The sequence below is a fragment of the Planctomycetaceae bacterium genome, from assembly GCA_041398825.1.
Lineage (GTDB): Bacteria > Planctomycetota > Planctomycetia > Planctomycetales > Planctomycetaceae > F1-80-MAGs062.
Genome location: JAWKTX010000007.1, coordinates 259,752 through 284,096, shown reverse-complemented (window position 1 = coordinate 284,096; position 24,345 = coordinate 259,752). Strand labels below are relative to the sequence as shown.

The window sequence follows — 24,345 nt, the reverse complement described above, 5'->3', positions numbered from 1 at the left end:
CACCGTTTGCGCAAACCCAGAGCCCGGGGGAGTCTGGCAATTAGGTTTTTCAGTGTCAAACAGAGTCCGGTGGATGGGGTGAATGGGAAAACATGAACTACTTCGTGCGGAAGTGCCGCAATGCGTTCAGACCCCGAGGCTTGCCAATCTGTCTGTTCGGCGGGATCATTTCGCGTCGCTGTCACTGAATCGTGTCAGACGCTCTTATGATCGCACAGGATCATGCCTGCAACTCGTCAAACGATTCGCACGAGTTTCGGACAGTTTCACTCTGTAAAAGCCAATCGCAAATGAGCAATCCTGAACACGAAGCAGAAATTACCCGGCAACTGGAAGAACTCCAGGATCAGGCCGGGGCTCTCATCAAGCCATGCCGATTTGCATCGTCATCACGACTCTATGGAGAACTGCGACGAAAATCGCGGTCCGAACAACGGGCCTATCATTATGTGATGGGGACATTCTTCCAGATGGACCAGGCCCAATACCTGCTCGACTTTCAGCTGATGCGGGAACGTGCCATCGAACTCATTGCACTGCTGGAAGATGAAGAACGGATTCGCCAGATTCAGGCGGACTTTCCCATTGAGCAGTACGAGAACCTTGTCTATTCAATGAGCTCCTGTGCGTATGAAAACCTGGCGGAAGCGACCGGTCATCTGGAGGGCTACAATTCCCAGGGAATGCACGCCTGCATCGCTGATGGCATTCAGATATGTCGCAGAACCGGGAAACTCGGCTGCATCGGCTGCTTTCGGGAATATGCCTGCGATGTCTATCTGGCGGCAGATGACGCCGAAATCGCGATGCATCAGTGTCGGCAGGTTACAGAACATGAAGGCGCGTGGTCTGACCGAGGCGATCGTCGCTGGGTCGCATCCGGCAAAGCCGCATGGCTGGACGCTCTGTATGGCCGATTCGATGAATCGATCGCTCAGTACGAGCAAGCTCTGGAATTTGCTCAGTCCGAACTGGTGAGCCTGAAAACCGAAGCCCGCATTCGTACGCTGCTTGAACTGGATAACGTGCTGATTGCTGCGGGCAGAGAACCTGTACTTGAAAAGGACAGCGTTTTCAGTGAGATGCCATCTGCTGATGAGTGTCCTTTCTTCGAACATTCGATGGATCTGAATCGAGCTTTGGCTGCAGTACAGCGGCACGAATGGTCAACTGCGACGGAGATACTGACTCGCTGGGACCAGCGTTTGCAAAAGTCCGGTGGAACACACCTCTGGTTTGAAACGCGTTTACGACTGGTTGCGGCCAAACGGCTGGAGGGACAGCAGAAGCAGGCCGAAGCATTGGCCAGACAACTGGAACAACGAGCCCGCGTAGCGAATGACTGGCTTACAATCCGGCGACTGGATGTGCTGATGTCATCCAGCAAGCCTTCACCCATTGCAATTCTTGTGGATCTGGAAAAACAGATTGCCGAAGCCAGCGATGCCACCGGTACACAAGCTCCAAAGATCAGCGAAACCCCTTCCGAGAGCATCAAGAATGATGGTTTCGGCGAATCGGAGGGTGCTGCTGTCGATCTGGAGTCCGGCGATGAAACGAGCCATGAAGCCGGCGATACTGAGAATGCGACGCCACTTGCAGCCGAACTGACGAAGCTTCGGGAGCAAATGAATGGACTGATGTCGGATCCGACGGAGGAAAGCTTTCAGGCTATCCGGGATGAGGTACTGGGCTACACCACCACACAGGCGACCCATTACGACGATGTCGCGGGTTTGATCCACATTATGGGCTGGCTGGTTGGTTCGGCGAGCGATGGAGACGAGATCTGGAGGTGGGCGAACTCCATCGCCGCGCCACACCGCGATCGTGGCATCGTTCTGTCGGTACTTGGGGCACTGGGCGACGCTCTTCGAAACAGCTCGAATAAGTCCATGGCTGAGAAAATCACGGCTGAACGAACGGAACAACTGCATTTGAAAGCGCTGGCGCTGGATGGCAATCGAGCCCGCAATCATATGCGCGCGGGTGACCACTATCTTCGGGAAAACAATTCAGGCGAAGCCGAGCGATGTTTTGCCAGAGCCTTCCGGCTGGACCGAACCTTGCCGGACGTCGTCGAACGGCTGGCAGACTTGTATACGGAAACAGACCGACCTCGAGACGCGCTTCACGTACTGGACCTGAGCCTTCGTGAAGGCGCAGACGACTATCGCATTGCATTTAATGCCGCCATGTTGTCATTTCGCCTGCAACAATTTGATTCGACGCTGACATACCTGGATCGTTTTGAAACTCTGGGAGGAGAAAATCGAGCCTGGGTTTGTTATTACCGGGCGGTCTGTCAGTACGAACTGCAACGATACGAAGAAAGCCTGATGCTGCTTGACCTTGCTGAAGAGGCAGCTCATGGAACTGGATGGCATCTTGAGGTGATGCGGGCTGTGACACTGGTTCAGATGGATCGAATTGAACGAGCGAAACCGCATATCAATTTTGTCATGCAGACTCCGCTTCATCAGGTTGATTTTCTAAGCGGCAATGGAATTGCGTCGCTGTTCGAACGGCTGTTAGACGTTGCGACAAACGTACTCCGGGATGCAGACCTGCAGAACAGGATTGAAGAGCGGCTGCTTCGGTCTGCCCTGATGCCGGACTGGTGGTTTCAGCCGCTGCGGGAAGACACGCCCCAGCAGGAAGGCGTGCATTTGTACCGATGTTTGCTCTATCAACCGGTAGATGATCAGTGGAACTCGGATCATGACCGGCTCGACGCCGAAGCGGACTGGACGGCCTATGGGATTGAATGGGGGATTCTGGCTACCAGCGAAGACGAAGCGGTTGAAACCGCGCTGCGCTGGCAGTCCCGCTGCCACAGCCTGCCGGCACAGGTGGAGGAAACGCTGATCAGCAACGAGTCCTACACCGATTCACCAGGCGCGGTCTGGCAGAGCGCGCGATTTCCGATTAGTGATGACGACGATGACCTGGAGCTTGATGATTCGGACTTCGATGATCTGGATGACGACAACATGGACGATTCCGACGAATTCGATGACCTGGATTCTGATGAGGATGACGAGTTTCATCCGGGCCACTAAGAATCAACGCCGAGTGGATTGAACTGCGCAGTCATGATTCAGCAGTCATAATCCAACAGTCATAATTCAGCAGACATCAGACTATGTTCCGGCTTCATCCGGAGCAGGATCGGAATCGGTATTTGCATCCGGAGCACTGGTCGCATCAGGTGCGTCTTCTGCCTCGGAGTCCTTTGTCTTTTGAGTAAACGGCGCAGGGCCCAGAATGGCCGTGATCTCATCCACCTCCAGGTTTTCCCGCTCCAGGAGCGCTTCTGCCAAAGCATCCAGCTGATCACGTCGTTCGGTCAGCATTTGCATGGCTGTTGCGTTGGCTTCGTGCATGATGCGTTGAACTTCGATGTCGATCAGGCGTGCTGTTTCCTCGCTGAATTCTCGGTATGAATGCATTTCTTTGCCGAGGAACGGGTGTTCTTCAGACTGTTTGAATGAAACAGGTCCAATCTCGTCAGACATACCCCAGCTGGCAACCATCTTCCGCGCCAACTGAGTTGCTCTTTCAATGTCGTTTTGCGCACCCACAGAGTATTCATCAACGATGAGTTTTTCTGCTGCACGCCCTCCCATCATCATGATCAGACGGGCACGCAGAGCTTTCTCGCCCACGTTGTGGAACTCTTTCTCCGGTGCAAACAGAGTAACGCCCAGTGCCCGACCGCGAGGAATAATGGAAACCTTGTGCACAGGATCCACGCCATCCTGAAACCAGCCCAGAATGGCATGTCCGGCTTCGTGAAACGCAGTCAGTCGTTTCTGCTCGTCATCCATCACTTCGTCCCGTGGCGCTCCCATGACGATCAGGTCATGAGCGAACAGAAAATCTTCCATTTCAACGGTGCGTTTTTCTTCTCTGGCTGCTTTGATGGCCGCTTCGTTGACGAGCTTTTCCAGTTCCGCTCCACTATAGCCAATGGTTGCCTTCGCCATCGCCTCCAAATCCACATCGCTGGACAAGGGCACTTTCCGCGTATGGACTTTCAGGATCCCCAGACGCCCGTCGCGTGCGGGGCGATCAACGGTTACGTGCCGATCGAAACGGCCGGGACGCAGTAACGCAGGGTCGAGAACATCGTTTCGGTTGGTTGCCGCCAGAACAATGACGGTGTCTGACTGCTGGAACCCGTCCATTTCGCTGAGGATCTGATTCAGCGTTTGTTCACGTTCGTCATGTCCACCACCGACGCCGGCACCGCGAACGCGACCGACGGCATCAATTTCGTCGATGAAGACAATGCAGGGCGCATTCTCTCGAGCGGTCTTGAACAAGTCTCGAACCCGCGTGGCCCCAACGCCAACGAACATCTGGATAAATTCGGATCCATTGATTGAAAAGAAAGGCACCCCCGCTTCGCCGGCGGTTGCCCGCGCCAATAATGTCTTGCCTGTCCCCGGAGGTCCCAGCAGCAGGACACCCTTTGGAATCTTTGCCCCCAGCCGAGTAAAACGTTTGGGGTTGCGAAGAAATTCCACAACTTCCTGCAAATCCTGCTTCGCGGTCTTCAGACCGGCCACATCATCAAAGCTGGCCGATTTATCGGACTTTTCGAACCGCTTCACCGGGCTTCGAATGAAGCCACCCATCATTCCGCCGCCACCGAACGGATCGGATGTACGCCGCATCATGAAAAACAAGACCAGCAGGAAAACCCCTGAGATCGCGAGCCAGACCATGATTTGCTGACCAACGGTCCAGTTCATTCGTTCCGCACTGATCCGGACATTGTGCTTCTTGAGTAACGGAAGCAGTTCTGTATCTTCTGCCGGGCGCATTGGCAGGGTGGTGTGAAACTCTGTGGTCAACTGGCCCTTGAAGCCCTCGGGCAATTCCGCGGGAATTTGTTTCCATTCGCCAGCCAGCACTTCTCCATACTGGCGGACCAGGACGACGTTTCCGGCTTCGACTTGTTTCACAAAGTAGCCGTACGGAACTTCAACGCCTTTGTTCATCCCGGAGCTGACCATGTAATACGCGGTCAGCAGAAACAACGCAATGATCACCAGGACCATTGGTCCCAGGGGACGTTGCGGGGACTCTTCCGGGCGCTGTGACGAGGGTGGTGAGCCTTCTGGCGACTTTTTTTCCGGTGACGACGGTGACTCGCCGTTTGGGTTTGTCATTTTGGCTGATGCACCTGCGAATAGTGAGATGCCCGGCATCTCAGATAACCATCAAATAAAAAACAGCTGCCCTTGAGACAGCCGGACAAGAGTATCCACCCCTGATCCCGAGTCGCCATTCGGGAAAGCCTGGCGGCTTCCGTCGATGGGCCCCCCGGAAGATACACAATCCTCGCGCATAATCCTGACCAGCTGCGGAAGGTAGCCAACTCTGCCGAAGTTCGCAATTGGCTTCTCAACCGGCGTTTTCCGCGATTTGGATCAGAATCTTGCCCCTGGCGGATTCTTCGCCGCTTCGTTCCGCCAGCATGACCGCATCTCTGACATCGCACAGGGGAACAACTTGCTGAATCGGTGAATCCAGCGTGCCCTCTCGGACCAGTCGAGCCAGTCGACGCACCAGCCCAAGCTTGAAGAACAAGCCCTTCGAGGCCATGAAGTTGCCGAGCCAGAACCCTTCCACGCGGCTGCCGGTATTCATCAGCGCTCGTGGAGAAAAATTCAGTGGCTGACCGCTCAGGGTACCATAGACCAGCAGATGCCCATTCGGCCCGAGACTTCGAACAATAGCCGATCCGGTCAACCCACCGACGGGGTCAATGGCGAAAGAAACGCCCCGCCCCTTCATGATGTCCGCGATTCCTGCCTGAAAATCGGCTTCATTTTCTTCGCGACCATCGAACACCACGACTTCTGTAGCGCCGATTTTCCTGAGAGCCGCGACCTGCGATTCGCGCCGGACGATACAAAGAGTCCTGAAGCCCAAAGCCACACCAAGGCGGATAATCATTGAACCCAGTGCAGAGGACGCTGCGCTGAGCAACAGCCATTCATTTGGCGGAATTCTCAGCACTTCCTGCGTCATGACCCATGCTGTCGCCGGATTGACGAAGAACGTGGCAGCCTGAGCGTTGGTCAGTCGACTGTCGAGCGGGATCACCTGGTCTGCAGGAGCGACGGCGTATTCGCCCCAGCTTCCAGCCTCTTTGCTGAGCACGGCGACTCGTTTTCCCGTGAAGATTCTGCCCCTCAGTCCTCCGCCGGATTGTTCGACAACACCGACGCCTTCAAAACCGGGTATCGCCGGGCACCGGGCCTGCACGGTGTACTGGCCGCGAATATACATCAGATCTGACGGATTGACCGGAGCCGTCAACATTCGCACCAGGACCTGACCATGAGCCGGAACCGGCTTCGGAACCTCTTCGAGCTGAAGAACCGATGAGGGCTCACCATGCGAGTGAAATCTGACAGCTCGCATTTTGGCGGAAGCGGACATGGGATGGTACAGTCATATTCTGGCAAGCAAGAGCTGAAGTGGGGCCGCTCGGACTTGAACCGAGAACCAACGGATTATGAGTCCGCTGCTCTAACCGATTGAGCTACGGCCCCCTGGTGCCGGAATATCTCGAACTCTTTCACCTGTTGCAAGCCGATGAACAAACCCCCGACAGAAATCCCTGAACCCGACACGTCAAAGGCGGATCGGTTCGCTCTCGACTTCCCCGGGAACTAATCGCGTGGTTAGACTGCTCAGGGAATTGAAATCGGCGTCATCTGATTGCAGATGAATTCTCTTACGCTCCTTAACGATCGCTGGTGAGGCCGTTCGGAACTTCAGGATGCTCTCAAAAATCATCAACGTATTCCCGATACCGGCCTGCATTACCGATTCTGAATCCAATGTCGTGGCCTGCAATGAGGCGTGGTTGCTCCTTGCCAGGCCGAATTCAGCGAACCTGCCTGAAAAGCTGAGTCTGCAGGTCGAATGGGTATCTGAATTCGACGGATCGAATTCTCAACAGACGACGCCACTTGCCATCACGACGATAAACGCGTTTCATTTGCAGTGTCTTGGTACTCGCAAAGCGAGGATTCGGAACAGCGATGCGACGTCTCCAGTGATTACTGGTCGCTGTTACGAAATCGTCTCACAGGATGCGGCACCCTCAGCACAACAGAGTTCCCATTCACGCCTCTGGATCTGGGACAGCGTCCCCGTCAGTGACAGTCCGGAAAGCCAGCAGCCGTGCTGGCAGACAGAAGCTTTGACACAACGTCGCAAACTGCAGACGATTCTGGACACGGTCCCGGCATCGATATTTGTGAAGGATGCAGACCATCGCTATCGTCGTGTCAACCGCGAAATGACCAGGTTGCTCGGACTCACAGCCGACCAGATCATCGGACACACGGATCAGGAACTGGGACTGACTCGAAGCCAGAATCCCAGTGCCGCGGAAATCACCGTAATGCGGCATGGTATTCAGGTCAACGGTTCGGTCGAAGCCGTTGAAACCGCGTCGGGATTGCGGTGGTTACAGATCAACCGCCTGCCATCGTATGAAAACGAGAGCATCGTCGGCGTCATCGGACTTGCCGTCGATGTTACCGACCGTATTCACGCGGAACAAGCAGTCAGACAGTCTGAATCCCGACTGATCGAAGCCCAGGAGATTGGCAACATGGGAAGCTTCCACTGGGATGCCTGCACCGATCGCGTTTCGTGGTCTGAAAGTTTGGTCCGGATTTTCGGTCTGAATGAGGATGAAGTCCCGAAGGACTTCGCGTCCTACTTAAATCTTATTCACCCGGAAGATCGGCAACTGGTAGCAAGTCGTCTTTCGGAATCCATGCGGGCGGGAACGCCTTTCGATCACATTTATCGAATCACCCGCAGGAATGGGGATACGCGATGGCTGCGAGCTCGTGGCCGAATCATCCATGGACACGACAAGAAGGTCGTCGCAGTTTCCGGCACATGTCAGGATGTCTCAGAACAACGCCTGATCGAAGATGCCCTTCGAGTGAGCGACGAAAGACATCGCGCGCTACTGAATGCCGTCCCGGATGCTGTCATTATTCATTCGAATGGCAGTGTCCGTTTCTGCAACAGCGCCGCACAAATTCTGATCAGAGCAGAGAAGCCTTCCCATGTTGTAGGGCTGCCGCTGGATTCCCTCATTCGAAGTCGAGCACCGCTTCCGGACTTCGACGTGCAACAGGATCGCAATCGATGGGTACTGAATTTACAGAATAATCGCGTCAGCAATGATATTGTGCTGCGTTGCCTGGATGGCACGACCAAGCCGGTCGAAATTACTGCGAGTGGACTGGTTTTTCAGGGTGAGCAGGTCACGCTGATCAGCATCCATGACCTGACTGAACGACGACGAATCGAAGCAGAGTTGCGGCATGCACAAAAGCTGGAAGCGGTTGGTCGACTCGCAGGAGGCATTGCGCATGATTTCAATAATCTGCTGACGGTCATTATGGGGTACAGTGAGCTGCTGCTGACATCATTGCCACCATCGGATCCGTCAGCGAAGCTGATCGCCGAAATCAGCAAAGCCGGCAATCGAGCCACTCAATTGACTCGTCAACTGCTCACCTTCAGCCGACGTCAGAATTTTGAACCTATCGAAACAGACATTAACTGGTGTCTGGTAAGCACGCTTCCCGTTCTGGAACGAATGCTTGGTGAGAATGTTCGGATTACCACGGACCTCTATCCGGAACCACTCCGAATTCGTATCGACCCCCTGCAGTTCGAACAGGTCGTGATCAATCTGTGTCTGAATTCACAGGATGCCATGCCCAAAGGCGGGCGAATTCTTCTTCGGACAATGCCGCCTGATGTCGGCTCCGTCGATAACACTCAGGACACCAGATTGTTTGCGCGATTACAGATTTGCGATTCGGGATCCGGCATTCCGGCAGGCATAAGAGACCGCGTCTTTGACCCATTCTTTACAACCAAAGAAGCGGGGCATGGAATTGGTCTTGGGTTGTCGGTCGTTCATGGAATCGTTGAGGAAGCGGGCGGAGACATCAGCATCGAAAGCTCTTCCACCGAAGGAACGACTGTGACAGTTCATTTGCCGCTTGCCCCGCAAAGTACAGTTGCTCACAGCCTTCCGGAATCATTTCGGGCACGACCAAACGAGACGATTCTGATTGTGGAAGACGACGATTCAGTCCGTGACCTTGCCGTCATTTCACTTCGCACCTGTGGATACAACGTACTCGCTGCCAGAAACGGTCAGGAAGCACTCGATGCCATTCACAATAATGCAACGGTCTTAAGTCTGGTTGCTACGGATGTTGTCCTGCCCGATATTGGTGCCGATGCAATCACCCAGGCCATTCGAGCCAGGGCACCGGGAATTCGGATCCTCTTGATGAGTGGTTATACGGAGGACGCGGTCAGTCTTTACGGAATCGATGCCACTGAGGCTGCCTTCATTCAAAAGCCATTTACGCCTGAGTCCTTCTGCCGCATCGTGCGAGCGATTCTGGATAACCGTGATGATACGGATTTATGACCAGCGGTACCGGCATCCGATCGTTCGGAAGAATTAGCTCAGAACAGCGTCGATCACATTGCCATGAACGTCCGTCAGTCGGAAGTCTCGACCCGCATAACGAAACGTTAGTTGTCGGTGGTCGAAACCAAGGCAATGCAGCATGGTCGCGTGCAGGTCATGAATGCTGACGGGGTTCTCTGCTGCCCGGAACCCCAGTTCGTCCGTCGTCCCGTAAACCGTACCGCCTTTAATACCGCCCCCTGCCAGCCAGACACTGAAGCCCCAGTGATTGTGGTCTCGACCATCCTGTGGCTTGCCGTCGCCCGACAGTTCAACTGTTGGTGTTCGGCCAAACTCTCCTCCCCAAAGGATGAGAGTGTCATCGAACATGCCTCGCTGTTTCAGATCCGTCAGCAATGCTGCAATCGGACCGTCAATTTGTGCCGCGAGATTTCGATGGGCTCCTTCGATACCAGCATGATTGTCCCACGGTTGTCCGGCGCCGTGCCAAAGCTGCACATATCGGACGCCTCTTTCCAGCAACCGTCTCGCAATCAGCGTTTGTCGACCATGGACTCCGTCGCCGTACATCTGCTGAATATGGGGAGGTTCACGAGTGATATCGAAGGCTTCGGCCGCATCTCGCTGCATTCGAAACGCCAGCTCAAACGACTGAATTCGTGCCTCCAGGCGCTCGTCGAGCCTTCCCTTTCGGTGACGAGCATTTATGCCGGCAAGCAGGTTCAGCTGACGACGCTGCGCTGGCGTCGCAATCTGCGGATGCTCGATGTTCTCAATCAAACGACTCAGTTCACGATGTTGCGAATCGATGTAAGTGCCCTGAAACGCTCCCGGCAGAAACGCCGACTGCCAGTTTTCAGAATCTTTGATTGGCAGACCGCCGGGGCACATTGCAATAAACCCCGGCAGATTCTGATTCTCTGTACCCAGACCATACATCACCCAGGAACCCATGCTGGGACGAGGCTGAACAGAGTCGCCACAATTCATCAGCATCAGGGACGGTTCATGGTTTGGCACCTGGGCATACATCGAACGAATCACCGCTATGTCATCGATATGAGCCGCCGTTTTTGAAAAAATCTCACTCACTTCAATTCCGGATTGGCCATACTTTCGAAAACGAAATGGTGATGGCAGGGCGGCACCCGTCTTTCGTTCTGTCAGTAGATTGTCCGAAACTGTCCGACTGACGAAGCGAGCCAGTTGTGGTTTGGGATCAAACGTATCGACATGTGACGGCCCGCCATTCAGAAAAAAATGGATGACTCTCTTGGCCTTGCCTGCAAAGTGAGGCGACCGCGAATGCTGGAGTCCCCCGACTGCTTCCGGGGCAGCTATCAATCTTCCTTCGTTGGCAAGCAGACTTGCCAGCCCCAGCGATCCAAGTCCGAGTGCCGATTGCTGCAGGACCCGGCGCCGGCTGAAGTTTTCATCTGACATTCGAATCATGCCCTCGATCCTCTATCGAATTCTCAGCGACCATTCCCCGAAGCAGACTTACTCCGATGGTTGAACCAGCTGATCGACTTCCCACCGCGACGGCATTGCTGGTTGAGCCCCCGCGCGTGATGCCGCCAGTCCTCCAGCCGCACACGCGAAACGAACAGCATCCGCGAATGTTGCCCCTTCGGCAAGCCGAATTCCCAGCGCACCGGCAAATGCGTCACCGGCAGCGGTCGTATCAACTGCCTGAACCGGAAACGCAGGGACATGGTGCCACTGATTCCGCTGTGCCTCACTGACAACACGCTCGCACCAAACTACTCCCTGATGTCCCATCGTCACCACCGCATACCTTGCGCCCATTCCGCATAGGCGGCTGGCTGCCAGTGCGGCATCTTCAGTGGATTTGATCGTGATACCGGTAAGTATCTCCGCCTCGGATTCGTTCGGGCAAATGACATCCGCCAGGAAAATCGCTTCAGGAAGCGATTGTTGCGCCGGGGCAGGATCGAAGATCACTGTTACCCCATGTTGCCGAGCGAGCTCTGAAGCAGCAGCGACCGCGGGTACAGGCACCTCCAGTTGCAGGAGAAGAACATCAGCTTCAGCGATCAATTCAACCGATTGCTGAATTTGTTCGGGAGTTACAAGACCGTTTGCCCCCGGAACAACCGTAATGCAGTTTTGACCACTGTCGTCCACACCAATCACCGCGACGCCGCTGTAACAATCTCGCTTTGTGGTGACAAACCGAACGTCTACGCCGCTCTTCTTCAGTCCGCTTCGTAATCGATCTGCAAAGGCATCTTCTCCCAAAGCGCCAATCATGGAAACCTGTGCACCGAGGCGTGAGGCTGCAACAGCCTGGTTCGCGCCTTTTCCTCCGGGAATTTCTTCAAAGGAACGTCCCATCAGTGTTTCACCCGGACGAGGCAAAGTCTGCGAACGAACCACCAGATCAAGATTGATGGAGCCAACGACGACGATACGGGCTGAATTTTTCTGATGGTCGGCCAACATCCTGACTCACAAACAAAGGACCCACAAAGGCGAAACAAAGGACCCACAAAGGCGAAACGAGGACCTCAAAGCGTATCGGGGACCATCGGCTATTGACAGCCAATCCGACTTCAGCAGTCGGGAATCGTCATCTGTCACCGTCAGGCCAGACTCAACAGAGCTTGACACAAAGCTGCACATGGTCCAAAGCGGCACATCGCGCAACATTCCGCACGAACCCACTGTGCATACAGGCGCAATCGTGCGAATCCGGGCTCTTCACCGACTCAGCCAACCCGAATTCCTGAAAACGCCTTCGGCGCTTTGTATTCCGCCGCGGCATATGAAACGCACACGAAATGCCATACCGGACCAGCAATGAACGCTTTCAATTGATTCCCTGATGGTTGCAGCACGCAAGCTGCCTCGGAACGTTACTGATCGTCTGATCCTCGGGCTCCGTATTCGGAACGATTTATGCTTCTCCATGGGATTGTGAACGGTATCTGTGAATTCTGCAGTGAATCGTTTTCAGGTGACGAAGCTTTTCAGGCGACTCTGTACGAAAGTAGTAGACAATGCGGAAGAATGATCCTATCTCCCACGTGATGACCAAAGACGTGACTACCCTCGATTTGAGTGATCCTCTTTCGAAGGCGCGCAAGCTGTTTGAAGAGAAACAGATTCATCACCTTCCTGTGGTCAGCGGGACCGAACTGGTCGGCATTCTGAGTTGGTCGGATTTTCTGCGAGTCAGTTTCGGTGAGTTTGGGAACCAGGATGCACGCGGACTCGATACGGTCCTTGATCACACTTACAAGCTTGCCGACGTCATGCAGAAATCCCCGGTTTCGATTGCATCTTCATCGACGGTACGTGATGCGGCCCAGCTATTGTCGACCAGTAGTTTCCATAGTCTGCCTGTTGTCGATGGGACACAGCTTGTCGGCCTCGTGACGTCCACCGATTTGATTCGATACCTGGTGGAACAGTATTGAGTGGTGGTGCTCTCAATTTCAGCCAGCCGGGATCATGGTGGGTCCATTGGATTCAAATGGATGAACCTTCTGCGTAACCGAATTCGTAAGAATTCGGTTGCGTGGAGAATTGTCGCAGATCCCGCTTCGGCTCAGTCGACTCCGGCTGAATTCTCTGGCCGCGCCGCGCAGACGGCCCGTTGCTGACGTTCCGCCGCCGTTAGGAGTTCAGGCTCCTGATCTCAGGCTCCTGATCTCAGGCATTTGATCGCTGCATGCTGCGGCTTCCCGAACGCGGAGAAGTCTTCATTCTACCGAGCCTGCCCTTCGGCAAATGCGTTGGTTACAATCCCGACTCTTCACAGCTACCTCCAATCGGGTCGGGTTCATTCATGCATTTCCAAACGAAAAGTGTCCACGGCGGCGTTCATAAAGATCAGCAGTACAACAGCGTCACAACGCCCATATATCCATCCTCAACATTTTACTGGACCGGATTGGAAACGAACTCCGGATACGACTACACGCGTTCGAGTAACCCAACACGGACGGCCTTGGAAGAGAATCTGGCGGCGCTGGAAGGAGGCGTGGGATGTGCGGCGACGTCGTCAGGCATGTCGGCGATCTACTGCGCGATTTCGCTGTTCTCCCCGGGTGATCATCTTGTTGTCCCGAAAGATGTCTACGGTGGCACATTTCGACTATTTGAAAAGTACCTTTCCGGCAAGGGACTTTCCTTCAGCTTTGTCGACATGACCAATCTGGATGAAACTCGCGAAGCGATCACGCCCAGCACAAAGTGCATCTGGATTGAAACACCAAGTAATCCGCTTCTTAAAGTCGTTGATCTTGCTGCGATTGTCGAACTGGCACAACAACACGGCGCCGTCACAATTGCGGACAACACGTTTCTTTCTCCTTACCTGCAACGTCCCCTGGAATACGGGGTTGATATCGTTATTCATTCCACGACGAAATACATCAACGGCCATTCTGACGTCATCGGCGGTTGTGTCATCAGCCGCACAGAATCTCATGCGCGCAGGATCGCCTGGCTTTGTAACGCGATGGGCTTAGCATGTTCTCCTTTTGATGCCTGGCTCGTACTTCGCGGTGTCAAGACACTGGCCGTTCGAATGGAGGCACAACAGGCCAGTGCGATGAAAATTGCAGAGTTTCTGGAAGGGCATCCCAAAGTCAGTCGAGTGCATTACCCGGGGCTGGAATCACATCCTCAGCACCAAATCGCTGCACGACAACAGAAAGGGTTTGGAGCTATGATGAGCTTCGAAGTGAATGGGGATCGCAGTCTGACCGAACAGGTTTGCGTCAGGACAAAGCTCTTTGACATGGCGATCAGTATTGGTGGCATCGAATCTCTGATTTCGTTCCCGACAACCATGAGCCACGCCGCAATGACTTCAAGAGCCCGTGCGGCCGCTGGAATCACCGATCAGCTTGTGCGAGTCTCCGTGGGACTCGAACATGCTGACGATCTCATCGAAGACCTGGACCAGGCGCTCAACGGGTAGCGGCCGTCATGTGTTTCATCGGATACGAAACCTGAGGTCAGCATTCGGCCAGTGTCCCGTTGGTCCTGCGGGGCGCGGCTACTGTGATACACGGAAGGTGTGACTCACAATTTTCAGTGCCGAACTCATCTCCCGTGCAGGTGTCGATCAGCAAATCCATGTGATCTTAAAGGAACTCTGACTTTCCTTCTTCGCTGAGCTTCGCCAGGACCTCTTTGATACGTTCGGATTGTTCAACGTCGGCAACCAGCGTTGCGTCAGGTGTATGGACAATGATCAGGTTCTTTGCGCCAAGCGTTGCAATCAGATGGTCGTCCGTTGATCGAACGATGCAGTTGTGTGTGTCGATCCCGCAGAAGGGTCCGTCGACCGCATTGCCGTGAGCATCCACTCCAATTAAACGAGGAACCGCAAGCCAGCTCCCGACGTCATCCCACTGGAACGGGGCCTCGATTACGGTTACGCCTTTCGCGCGTTCGAGAACCGCGTAATCGATGGAAATGCTTTTCATCTGAGGAAACTCATCAGCAATAACCTGCTCCGAGTTTCCATTCCTGAGTGACTCGGCAATTCGCTGAAGCCGGTCATGAACTTCCGGTTCGAACTCCGCCAGGCAATCGACAATCGTCTGGGCTTTCCAGCAGAAAATTCCGCAGTTCCAGTAGAAGGTGCCTGCCCGAAGGTAGTCTTCAGCAGTTTCCAGCTGCGGTTTTTCTCGGAAGGATTTGACATCAAAAACCGGAGGACTGGACCCTGGTATCATGGACGATCGTTCGATGTAACCGTATCCGGTCGATGGAAATGTCGGTGCTACTCCAAACAGGACCAGCCGATCCGGCTGTGATTCGACGATCTGAATGGCTTGTCTCGCCGCAGCGTCAAAGGCTTCTGCCGGTTGAATCACGTGATCTGCCGGCATCACGAACATGATGCCCTCAGGGTCGTTGTGCAGAATCTGAATGGCCGCCAGTCCTACGCATGGAGCTGTATTCCGTGCCGCAGGCTCGACCAGAATATTGCCAATCGGCAGTTCCGGAAGCTGCTCGGCCGTCTTCGCTGCCTGAAGGTGGTTGGTCACAATCCAGGTGCATTCGGGAGATGCCCAGCCGGTGCTGCGATCCACTGTCTGCTGGATCATCGTTCGATCCCCTGCAAGACGCAGCAGTTGCTTAGGCATCTGATGTCGACTCTGTGGCCAAAAACGTGTCCCGCTACCACCAGCCATCACCACTGCATGCAACATCGATCAGCCGTTCTGAATAAACCACGTGATTGGGTTTTGCGCAATTTGTCGCCGTCCGACCGCTCACCATCCAGCGGGCAGACCATTCTTCTCGCAACTGTAAGTCATGACGGGTAAATGAAAAACGCCCGAGTCCGGGACTCGGGCGCTTTTCGAAGTTTTCAGCGGATACTCGATTCAACCAGAACAGATGAGAGTGGTCAAATTCGAATGGTCCATTGGATCACAAAACAGATCACCAGACGTGGTCAGGAATATTGATATCACCGGAATGAGCTGGAAGTGGCACGGTTTGGGAACAGCATTCCCCACTCAAAACAGCCTCATGCACCACTCCGGAGTGGCTGATGACTTCAGAGTGAACTCCGAATCCTGGAGTCCCTTCAGGAACCGGGATCAGGCTGCCATTTGGCAGTGGTGCAGAATGCGAATGAGTCCGGGCTGACGGCCATTCAGAAACCTTCATTTTCGGAACGCCAGCGTCGATACATCGTGCCTTTCCAGCACCTGAACCAACCTGTCCGGAACCGCAACTTCCGTGACAGCCAACGGTCCCACAACCGCCACAGGGCGCAGAACTGCAGGATCCACAGCCAGCTCCACCACACGCTTCGCACGTGCTGCAGCCCGTAGAGATGACAGCTGTTTCGCAGCATGCACCGCCGACAATATCACCGTGGCATTTGTCCTTCTCTTCGCAATTGTGAAACGAAGATCCGGCAGTCCATGCGCAGCATTTTCCGTTTGTTGGGGGCTTGTAATGACCTGCGAACGAATAAGACTGGTCCAGAGAGCCTACTGCATTCCCGAGATCTCGCAATTCGGCATTGACAGATTTCTGAAGACAGCTGAGGCCGGTGATCAACCCGATCACCAGCACACTGCCAACAATGACGATTTCCGTCGACAGGATCACTCCGTATTCGTCCCGCCGAAGTTGCTTCAGCAGATTTAACATTTCATTCTCCAAATCACACTAAGAGGGAATTTGTTACCGCATCAGCGCGATGGGCCTTCAGGGCCAATCACTCCATGCGGCATCCGTTGGCAGACAAAACAGGTCTGCCAGCTGGTCCGATTCCAACAAACGCCGCTACGGCGCCAAAATGGCGTTGTCGAAGGGTCGCGCAGGTTCGCAGCGGTTCGACAGACGCAACTGAGATGTGTCTGCATTGATGTTCTGGACTGGAGGCAGGTGTCACCCGATGCGAGGAAGGGGCCTGCGAATGCGAGGTCTGCGAATTGCTTTCAGCCTGTCTCTCACGCAGGCTGCCGCAATACTCGAAGACATTCACACGCAGTTCGATACCCCTCCCCGCGTCGGACAAACAACGCTGTCAGGCAGGCTGCCAGCGGACGGTATGAAGAGACCGTCAACTCCCTCTCTCTCGCTATGAACCGAGCCCGGTTGTTGGCCTGAAGAATGTCTCTCTCGAATGTCGCTTCGCTGGCTCTTTGGAAATGCAGCCGAAACAACGCTCTCTCATTCGTCAAATCTGTAACAACCGTTTTCGTCACAACGCTCAGACTAACAGGCAAAGGTCGTGCCATCCGCGCAATTGCTACAATCGGCACAGGCTGACCCTGGTCGCAAGCGTATTGACAGCAAGGTGTTACGGAGAGAGCCGGCGATTTCCCTGGGTTGGGTCGCAACAGTTGCGCGCAAAGAAGTGTTTGCAACAATGTTAAGGGTTCTGCTAATTGCGCGAGTCATACCGGTCATGACGGCGAGTGTTGTGTTGCCCTTGTTCGGAAATCACGGGCTTGAAGGACAGGGCTGCGTCGAATCCGGTTCCATTCGGTGATATCGTCCGGGTTCCTGAAGAACGCCGACTCGATCGGCTCGACATTCAACACCTCCATCGTGGGAACATCGATTCATGGCGAAGTGCCTGGTCACCGGCGGCGCTGGGTTCATTGGTAGTCACCTGACTGAGCTACTGCTGAGTCAGGGGCATACCGTTGTGGTACTGGATAACCTGTCAACGGGGCGCGAGTGCAATCTCGAAGAAGTCAGACATAACAGTCGGCTGGAAATTCGAAATGGATCCATCACTGACCCAGTTGCGCTTGCCGAAGCGGTTCACGGTGTGGATGCCATCTACCACATGGCGGCAGCTGTTGGAGTCAAGCTGGTTGCAGATGACCCGGTACGCACGATCGAGACGAATATCTATCCCACGGACCATCTGCTTCGTCTGGCCGTTCAAAGTAACGTGAAAAAGTTCTTTCTTGCCTCGACCAGTGAAGTCTATGGAAAGCATCCCGGGGATGCGTGGGTCGAAGACGATGACCTGCACCTTGGCCCGACGAGTCGCCCGCGGTGGGCCTATGGCTGTTCGAAAGCCATCGACGAATTTCTCGCTCTGGCGTACCATCGCAAATACAAGCTTGGGGTCACCGTTGGCAGATTCTTTAACGTCGTTGGACCGCGACAGGTCGGCAATTACGGGATGGTGGTTCCACGTTTTGTGGAAGCAGCTTTGCGTGGCGGCCCTGTGGTCGTCTATGACGATGGTTCACAGGTACGATGCTTTGCGCATGTGCACGAGGTGACTCGGTGTCTTGTCCGGCTGATGGAGACGCCGGCAGCTGAAGGGCGAGTTTTCAATATCGGAAGCGACCAACCGGTTTCCATCCTGCAGCTCGCAGAACGAGTCATTGCCAAAACAGATCCTTCCGTCAAAATTGAATTCCTGCCCTACGCCAAGGCATACAGCGAAGACTTCGAAGATGTTCAGCGACGTGTGCCGAACGTCGATCGGCTGTTCCAGACAATTGCCACAAAACCTGTCATGACACTGGATGAAATTCTGGACGACATTGTCTCCTGGAAACGTGAATCACTGGCGGCACAGGAATAACAGGCAGTTCAAACAGAGTGTTCGTCGTTTTTGGAGACGCCACTGCCAACAGCCTTCAGGCAATTCCTGTCAGAGATGTGCGTCAAACAGAACAAAGGATGAGACATGAGGTCTCCTTTCCGTACTGCTAAACGTTTGCTTCAGGCGATTCGTCTGCGCGAACGGGTGATGACGGCAAGGACCCGCCTCTCTCTGGAATTACAAAAGAGCGTCCGGCTCGAACGAACCACAAACGGCGGTGGACAGGACCTGATTCTTTCCGCATTTGATGCCGACCGGGTGGCAGCAAAAAACCCCATCGCCAGCGTTCGCATCATTGACCACAAACGCCGCCCCATCCCTGATGAACCACAACTCCCACGACAACTCCTGAGTCCGCTCGATCGGCTTCAGACGGAAGTCGCTGCTTACCAACTGCTTTCGCCGGCAGCTGTTTGCCCAGGGATCATTTGCTACGAGAACCACTTCATTGCCAGTCACTGGATTCAGGGCCAGCGTCTCAGTGACAGCTTACGCACGCGATCGGACAGCCTTTGGGAATATCTGCCAGCCTGCCTTCGCGCGATACGGTGCATGCACAACCACAACATTGTTCATATGGACCTGAACTGCGGCAACTTTCTGATACCGTGGCCAATGGATGAGAATTCGGCGACGGAATCTTCAGGTGCTGTCATCATTGATTTCGAATTCGCTCCGGCACCGGAACTTCAGTCCCCGCAGCAGCGAGGATTCGACTACCTCAGATTTGCTCACAGTCTGCTGAAACCGCGGCGAGGTCTGGAGGCCGTTGTGAAGAACCCCGGGCACTTCGTCAGCCTGTTTGAGGAAGCGGTCTCCGGACTCTCTGTTTCCGTAGAAGGATTGCCGGAGTACTGCTACCTTCGCCTGAAGGAATTCCCCATGATCACTACCGGACTTCGAAGAGTACTGACAACACCATGAGCGAAAACCCAAGACAGTTTCTTTGTATGAACTGGGGCGACGCCTACGGAGCTGACTATGTGAATCGGTTGTATTCCATGGTCAGCCGACATGTTTCAAACCCATTTCGATTCGTCTGTTACACGGACAATCGGGAGGGAATTCGTGATGAAGTCGAGTGCTTCGATTGCCCGGAAGTGGACATCCCTTCTCCCAAGCGAAATCGAGGGTGGCGTAAGATTTCGTTGTGGGCTCGCGAACTCCCCGGACTATCCGGCACCGTTTTGTTTCTGGACCTGGACATTGTTGTCACCGGATCGCTTGATGACTTCTTTCTTTACAAACCTGAAAGCGAGTTTTGCGTCATTCACAACTGGACCCAGCCGGATCGAAGAATTGGCAACACATCAGCCTATCGATTTGAAGTCGGCAGTCACCCGGAAATCCTGCAGCGCCTGTTAACCAGTCATCAGACTGTTCTTGCTGAATTTCCGAACTCGCAGACGTACGTTTCGTCGTGCCTGGCGTCCAGCATTCAGTTCTGGCCGGAAACCTGGTGTCGCAGTTTCAAGCGGCACTGTGTGCCTAACAAGTTGCTTCGCTGGTGGATAGCGCCGCACTTGCCATCGGACGCGCGTCTGGTCGCCTTTCCCGGAAGGCCAAACCCCCACGAAGCTGCAGCAGGTATCTGGCCAGCGCCGTGGTACAAGAAAATCTACAAGCACATCAGGCCCGCAGTCTGGGTTCAGCAGCACTGGCGATAGGCACAGCAGCACTTGCCTGACGCGCATTCACCGGGTTGACTTACGTCACAAGGTGTCCCGCGCGTGAATTTTTTCCTGCTGGAATTTGCTATTAGAAAAAAATCGCCACATTTTTCGGAGGATGGCGGAGTGCGGCAACACACTTTCCGGCGGCTGCTTTTTGCCGCGAATGGAGTGAGGACGCTGATCAGTCTTTTTGCAGATTGGCAGACTTCGAACCATATTCATCAATTCAGGAAAGGACTACGCCATGATTATCCGAAACTGGCTCATTGCTGCCGGCGGTTCCCTGTGCCTGCTTGGAATGGGCGCCTTGTTCACACTTTCACCTTCTTCGTCAGCACATGCTGCATTCTCTGAAAGCGACACACTACCGGCTGAGGCCGTTGCAAGAGTGGATGAACTTTCAAACGTATTCCGGAGCGTCAGCAGAAAGACTTTGCCCGCCGTCGTTTCGATCGAGACATCGGGAAGAATGCCAACACGCCGAATGGTCCAGTTTGGAGGCGATCCGGACGGCACTGACCCTTTTGATGATCCATTCTTTCGGCGCTTCTTCGGCGACATTCGGCCCAATGTGCCACGAGGGGACAACAGCGGCTCAGAAGAACGAAGATCATTAGGGCAGGGTTCAGGCTTCATTATTGATCCGTCAGGTATCATCATGACCAATGCACACGTGGTGGATGGTGCTGATGAAGTCATCGTTCAACTCAGCGACGGACGTAAGTTCAAGGCCAGAGACGTCCGCAAGGACGCAAGAGCAGACGTTGCGATTCTTCAGATCGATGTTCCTGAGAAGTTGCCGGCACTCAGTATCGGCGACGACAAGAAAATGGAGATTGGCGACTGGGTACTCGCTTTCGGCAGCCCGTTCGGACTGCACCGCACTGTGACGCAGGGAATCATTAGTGCGAAGGCTCGCGGGCTGAACGACCCACGAATGCGGCAGGAACTGCTTCAGACAGACGCTGCCATTAATCCCGGAAACAGTGGCGGACCACTCGTTAACCTGCGAGGCGAAGTGATAGGCATCAACACGGCCATCTCCACAAGCAGCGGTGGTTATGATGGCGTCGGCTTTGCTGTTCCGGTCAGTCTTGCAAAATGGGTTGGTGACCAACTGATCAAAGATGGTCGCGTGCGCCGGGCGTACCTGGGAGTCGTGCCTCAGGATATCGACGCTGATATTGCGGAAGCGCTGCACCTGAGCACACCGCACGGAGTGCTTATCGCCGAAGTCACGGAAGGGAGTCCCGCGGATCAGGCAGGTCTTCAGATTCAGGATGCGATTCTGGAAGTCGACGGGCAGAAAATCACCAATGCTCGCAAGCTGATGGCCATTGCTGAAAAGCTGACCATCGGGCAAACATACCCCGTCGTGATCCTGCGCGATGGCAAAGAAAAGGAGCTAAGCATCAAAGTGGCTGAGTTTCCTCAGGAGATCGCACTTTCCGCCCGGGAACAATCAACAGCCGACGTCGATGGAAAGGGCATCATGATCGACGAGCTGGGAGTTGAAGTACAGTGGGTCCAGCAGGACACCGCAAATCAACTGGGACTGGATATCGGTGCAGGTCTTGTGGTAACAAATGTTCAGAAGGGTGGGCTCGGCGCTCGAATTGGGCTCCAGCCGGGAACAGCCATCCTTCGAATCGGAAGTACTGAACTGAGAACAGGTTCCGACCTGGAAAAGGCCTTGCAGGAAGCCCGAAAACAACAACAGGTTCTGTTATTTCTGAAAACGCCCAACGGCACACAGTTCATCAGCGTACCTTTCAACAGCAGAGACTGACGAACTCTGCAACCTCCTGAAAGACGAGAACGGACAGGCAGATTTGAGTAACGGCAGGTCTGCTTACAAAATCGGGCCGGTGGTTTACCACCGGCCCTTTTTGTTTTTGTTGTCCCGGCGAAAAGGGGACACGTTCAGTTCAGGCTGGCAGCCTTATTTACTGTCCGTAGAATCTGCAGGCGCTGCATCCACCGCCTCGCTACCTTTGGGGGGGCGAATCAGTGTTACGGATTCGCGAGTAAATGAATTCTCAAGCGCTCCTGGTCGACAAACAGACAACTGTTGATCAACGAAGTCGAGTTTTCCGACAATGCGACCCACGGATGGCAGGAGTCCCGCAATGTCCTGAACAACGCTGAGATCGGGTCCATTCGGTTGGCCGCCTGCCATGCCGATGAACATAGGCAGCATCATTCCCGCCTGCTGCAGACCGGAGGACATCTGACGAATGGACTCACCCACATTCTTGTAAGTCACAGAATGGACAGGACCATCTACTGCGAGGTTGAAGGCCGCGTAAGCCTCCGAATCCGCAAATGACCCGGTTTCACCATTCTGCACCGCCAGCGCGGCGCGAACGGAGTCCGGACTCGTCGCGACGACCATCCAGCCGTTATGGAAGCCAAAGACCGGACGAGCACCCGTCATGGCAAGCAGATTGGCTGAGACCTCCTGGAATCCTTCCATTCCTGCCACTGGTTTCAGAGATAATCCCTGAGCACGAACCTGAGGGATTTCTGTGAGAGTGTTGAATCCTCGATCGATCAACTCCTGAATTCGTTCCGGCTTGTTGCATCGGGCAAACAGGACTCCATCTGACGATTGCCCCATGCCGGTCCTTCGACCAGGAAAAGACAGCGAAACGAATTCTCCGCCGAACCCCTGCAGAATGTCCTCATCCAGATACAGGTCATGTTCCTGCTGCAGCGCATCGAAACGATCCAAACCGCGTTGCATTTCAGGAAAGATCTTTGGCATTTCGGTTACGATCCACGCGTACAGGGGATGCAGATTACATCCGTCCGTCATGCTGAACCCAACGACATTTTCAGGAACCCACTTCTTCCAGTCCTCAAATTTCTGTTGGTTTTGTACCATCTGCCCGAGCACTTTTTCGCCCATGCCCGACTGGTACCGACCGAACGAGGCGCTGCGATTCTGGAAGCCTTCTGTGTATTCCACCGTCACTTCGTAGTCGACTCCGTCCATCTCATAAATCAGCTGTTCCACCATCGCGGCAACTTGATTGGCCTTTTCATTTCCGCCAGCAGTGTTGCGAATGAAGGAGCCAAACTGGCTCATCTGCTGCATCATTTGACGGCCATCATAAAAGACAAGCGTGTCTTCTGCCTCAGGCAAATGTTCCAAAGCTTCGCGGCAACGTTCGTTGTCGAACGCTGAGATGCTGTCGGGATTCTGCAACAGCTCTAGGCCGCTCTTTGCAAAATCACGCGACGTAGAAAACACAAACAGGTCGTCGGACGCCCCCACGATCAGTTGCAGGGGTACCTGAGGTGGCAGATTCAGCACCGACACTTCAACGCCACCGAGTGTCTCCGTGGTGACGGTCAACTTTCCTTTTGAGGCCTGCACGGCCAGGTCCAGCAGATTCTGAATTCCCTGCTTCAGAGACGCAGCGCCGCCATCAGGAATTCGAGCCAGCACCAATTGCTGAGAGGTTGGAATGTTCATGCGCTGTGCGAACAGGAATTCCTGTACGTCCATCAGCTTCTCCCATTCCACCGGCGCAAATGCGTTGGTCAGGGTGTCCCGGATTTCAATGAACTTCTGAGCATCTGCCTCTCCCGCTCGACTTTGAACGATCTGAAGGATGCGGTCCATGATTTTTGTTTGCTGGACGGTTTCCCAAACTTCCTTGTAGTACTGCTTTTGGTAGTCTCGTTCCGGATTGTGCTTTGCGTAGACGGAGATAAAGGAATCCGGAGGCGCGGCCTCTTTCAGGTCTGCGGCGTGTATTCCCGTTACTGACCCGCCGAGAAACGCAACCCCGGCTGACAACGCGACAAATTTTCTACAACACCAATTCTTCATGATCCACTCCCAAATAGAAAAACAGGCCCAATAACCTCCGGCAACAGCCCGCATCGCCTGTGCACTCCGGGAACTGCGATTGAAGGGACTATCATGACCGGAGGCGCATTCAAATGAAACCGTGGGCTGTATGGCTCTGGCAATAATGCTCGCTGGCAGCCCTTCATTCGGCTGAACGCCCAAAATGTTGGCGCTGATCAGTCGAAAAGGTGATTTCTTTGGCCGTCGCGAAAAACATGAA

The 24,345-nt window shown here is 54.3% G+C and carries 16 protein-coding genes and 1 tRNA gene; 9 read left to right on the top strand and 8 right to left on the bottom strand.

From position 1 onward, the window contains the following. The first annotated feature begins 290 nt into the window (after positions 1 to 290). On the top strand, positions 291 to 3,062 hold the full coding sequence (locus R3C20_14600) for a hypothetical protein (protein MEZ6041733.1): 2,772 nt from the start codon (positions 291 to 293) through the stop codon (positions 3,060 to 3,062). A gap of 81 nt (positions 3,063 to 3,143) precedes the next feature. Here R3C20_14600 and ftsH read toward each other — a convergent pair whose 3' ends face one another. The 3 genes from ftsH to R3C20_14585 form a co-directional block, all read right to left on the bottom strand. Continuing rightward, positions 3,144 to 5,219: an ATP-dependent zinc metalloprotease FtsH gene (gene ftsH / locus R3C20_14595; protein MEZ6041732.1), complete on the bottom strand. Its 2,076-nt coding sequence runs from the start codon at positions 5,217 to 5,219 to the stop codon at positions 3,144 to 3,146. A 196-nt stretch (positions 5,220 to 5,415) separates the two neighbouring features. Continuing rightward, positions 5,416 to 6,459, bottom strand: a complete 1,044-nt coding sequence (locus tag R3C20_14590; protein ID MEZ6041731.1) for a zinc-dependent alcohol dehydrogenase family protein — start codon at positions 6,457 to 6,459, stop codon at positions 5,416 to 5,418. Positions 6,460 to 6,498: 39 nt separating this feature from the next. Beyond that, positions 6,499 to 6,572, bottom strand: a tRNA-Ile gene (locus R3C20_14585). Positions 6,573 to 6,802: 230 nt separating this feature from the next. On the opposite strand from R3C20_14585, the gene R3C20_14580 reads away from it, so the two are divergent. Further along, positions 6,803 to 9,505, top strand: a complete 2,703-nt coding sequence (locus R3C20_14580) for a PAS domain S-box protein (GenBank protein ID MEZ6041730.1) — start codon at positions 6,803 to 6,805, stop codon at positions 9,503 to 9,505. 33 nt (positions 9,506 to 9,538) lie between these two features. Here the strand turns inward: R3C20_14580 and R3C20_14575 are convergent, their stop codons facing one another. Both R3C20_14575 and rbsK read right to left on the bottom strand, forming a co-directional pair. Beyond that, positions 9,539 to 10,951, bottom strand: coding sequence for a DUF1501 domain-containing protein (locus R3C20_14575; GenBank protein MEZ6041729.1), 1,413 nt, complete (start codon positions 10,949 to 10,951; stop codon positions 9,539 to 9,541). 57 nt (positions 10,952 to 11,008) lie between these two features. Then, complete coding sequence (gene rbsK, locus R3C20_14570) at positions 11,009 to 11,974, bottom strand: ribokinase (GenBank protein MEZ6041728.1); 966 nt, start codon at positions 11,972 to 11,974, stop codon at positions 11,009 to 11,011. A 557-nt stretch (positions 11,975 to 12,531) separates the two neighbouring features. On the opposite strand from rbsK, the gene R3C20_14565 reads away from it, so the two are divergent. Both R3C20_14565 and R3C20_14560 read left to right on the top strand, forming a co-directional pair. Then, positions 12,532 to 12,951, top strand: coding sequence for a CBS domain-containing protein (locus R3C20_14565; protein ID MEZ6041727.1), 420 nt, complete (start codon positions 12,532 to 12,534; stop codon positions 12,949 to 12,951). Positions 12,952 to 13,322: 371 nt separating this feature from the next. Further along, complete coding sequence (locus tag R3C20_14560) at positions 13,323 to 14,462, top strand: PLP-dependent aspartate aminotransferase family protein (GenBank protein MEZ6041726.1); 1,140 nt, start codon at positions 13,323 to 13,325, stop codon at positions 14,460 to 14,462. Positions 14,463 to 14,628: 166 nt separating this feature from the next. Here the strand turns inward: R3C20_14560 and R3C20_14555 are convergent, their stop codons facing one another. Both R3C20_14555 and R3C20_14550 read right to left on the bottom strand, forming a co-directional pair. Then, entirely contained in the window at positions 14,629 to 15,687 is a 1,059-nt protein-coding gene (locus R3C20_14555) for a mannose-1-phosphate guanylyltransferase (GenBank protein MEZ6041725.1), read from the bottom strand. A gap of 253 nt (positions 15,688 to 15,940) precedes the next feature. Beyond that, positions 15,941 to 16,663 (bottom strand): hypothetical protein, encoded by a 723-nt coding sequence (locus tag R3C20_14550; protein ID MEZ6041724.1) that lies wholly within the window; start codon positions 16,661 to 16,663, stop codon positions 15,941 to 15,943. A 268-nt stretch (positions 16,664 to 16,931) separates the two neighbouring features. Here R3C20_14550 and R3C20_14545 point away from each other — a divergent pair, with 268 nt between their 5' ends. The 5 genes from R3C20_14545 to R3C20_14525 all read left to right on the top strand — a co-directional run bounded on the left by R3C20_14545 (position 16,932) and on the right by R3C20_14525 (position 22,052). Beyond that, positions 16,932 to 17,102 (top strand): hypothetical protein, encoded by a 171-nt coding sequence (locus R3C20_14545; protein MEZ6041723.1) that lies wholly within the window; start codon positions 16,932 to 16,934, stop codon positions 17,100 to 17,102. A 483-nt stretch (positions 17,103 to 17,585) separates the two neighbouring features. After that, positions 17,586 to 18,569, top strand: coding sequence for an NAD-dependent epimerase/dehydratase family protein (locus R3C20_14540; GenBank protein MEZ6041722.1), 984 nt, complete (start codon positions 17,586 to 17,588; stop codon positions 18,567 to 18,569). Positions 18,570 to 18,674: 105 nt separating this feature from the next. Next, positions 18,675 to 19,514 carry a hypothetical protein gene (locus R3C20_14535; protein MEZ6041721.1) on the top strand — a complete coding sequence of 280 codons (840 nt, stop codon included), beginning with the start codon at positions 18,675 to 18,677 and terminating at the stop codon, positions 19,512 to 19,514. Next, entirely contained in the window at positions 19,511 to 20,257 is a 747-nt protein-coding gene (locus R3C20_14530) for a hypothetical protein (protein MEZ6041720.1), read from the top strand. The genes R3C20_14535 and R3C20_14530 overlap by 4 nt, the downstream gene beginning before the upstream one ends. Before the next feature lie 250 nt (positions 20,258 to 20,507). Next, on the top strand, positions 20,508 to 22,052 hold the full coding sequence (locus R3C20_14525; GenBank protein ID MEZ6041719.1) for a Do family serine endopeptidase: 1,545 nt from the start codon (positions 20,508 to 20,510) through the stop codon (positions 22,050 to 22,052). A gap of 153 nt (positions 22,053 to 22,205) precedes the next feature. Here the strand turns inward: R3C20_14525 and R3C20_14520 are convergent, their stop codons facing one another. Next, positions 22,206 to 24,104 (bottom strand): hypothetical protein, encoded by a 1,899-nt coding sequence (locus R3C20_14520; GenBank protein MEZ6041718.1) that lies wholly within the window; start codon positions 24,102 to 24,104, stop codon positions 22,206 to 22,208. Between the last annotated feature and the right edge of the window lie 241 nt (positions 24,105 to 24,345).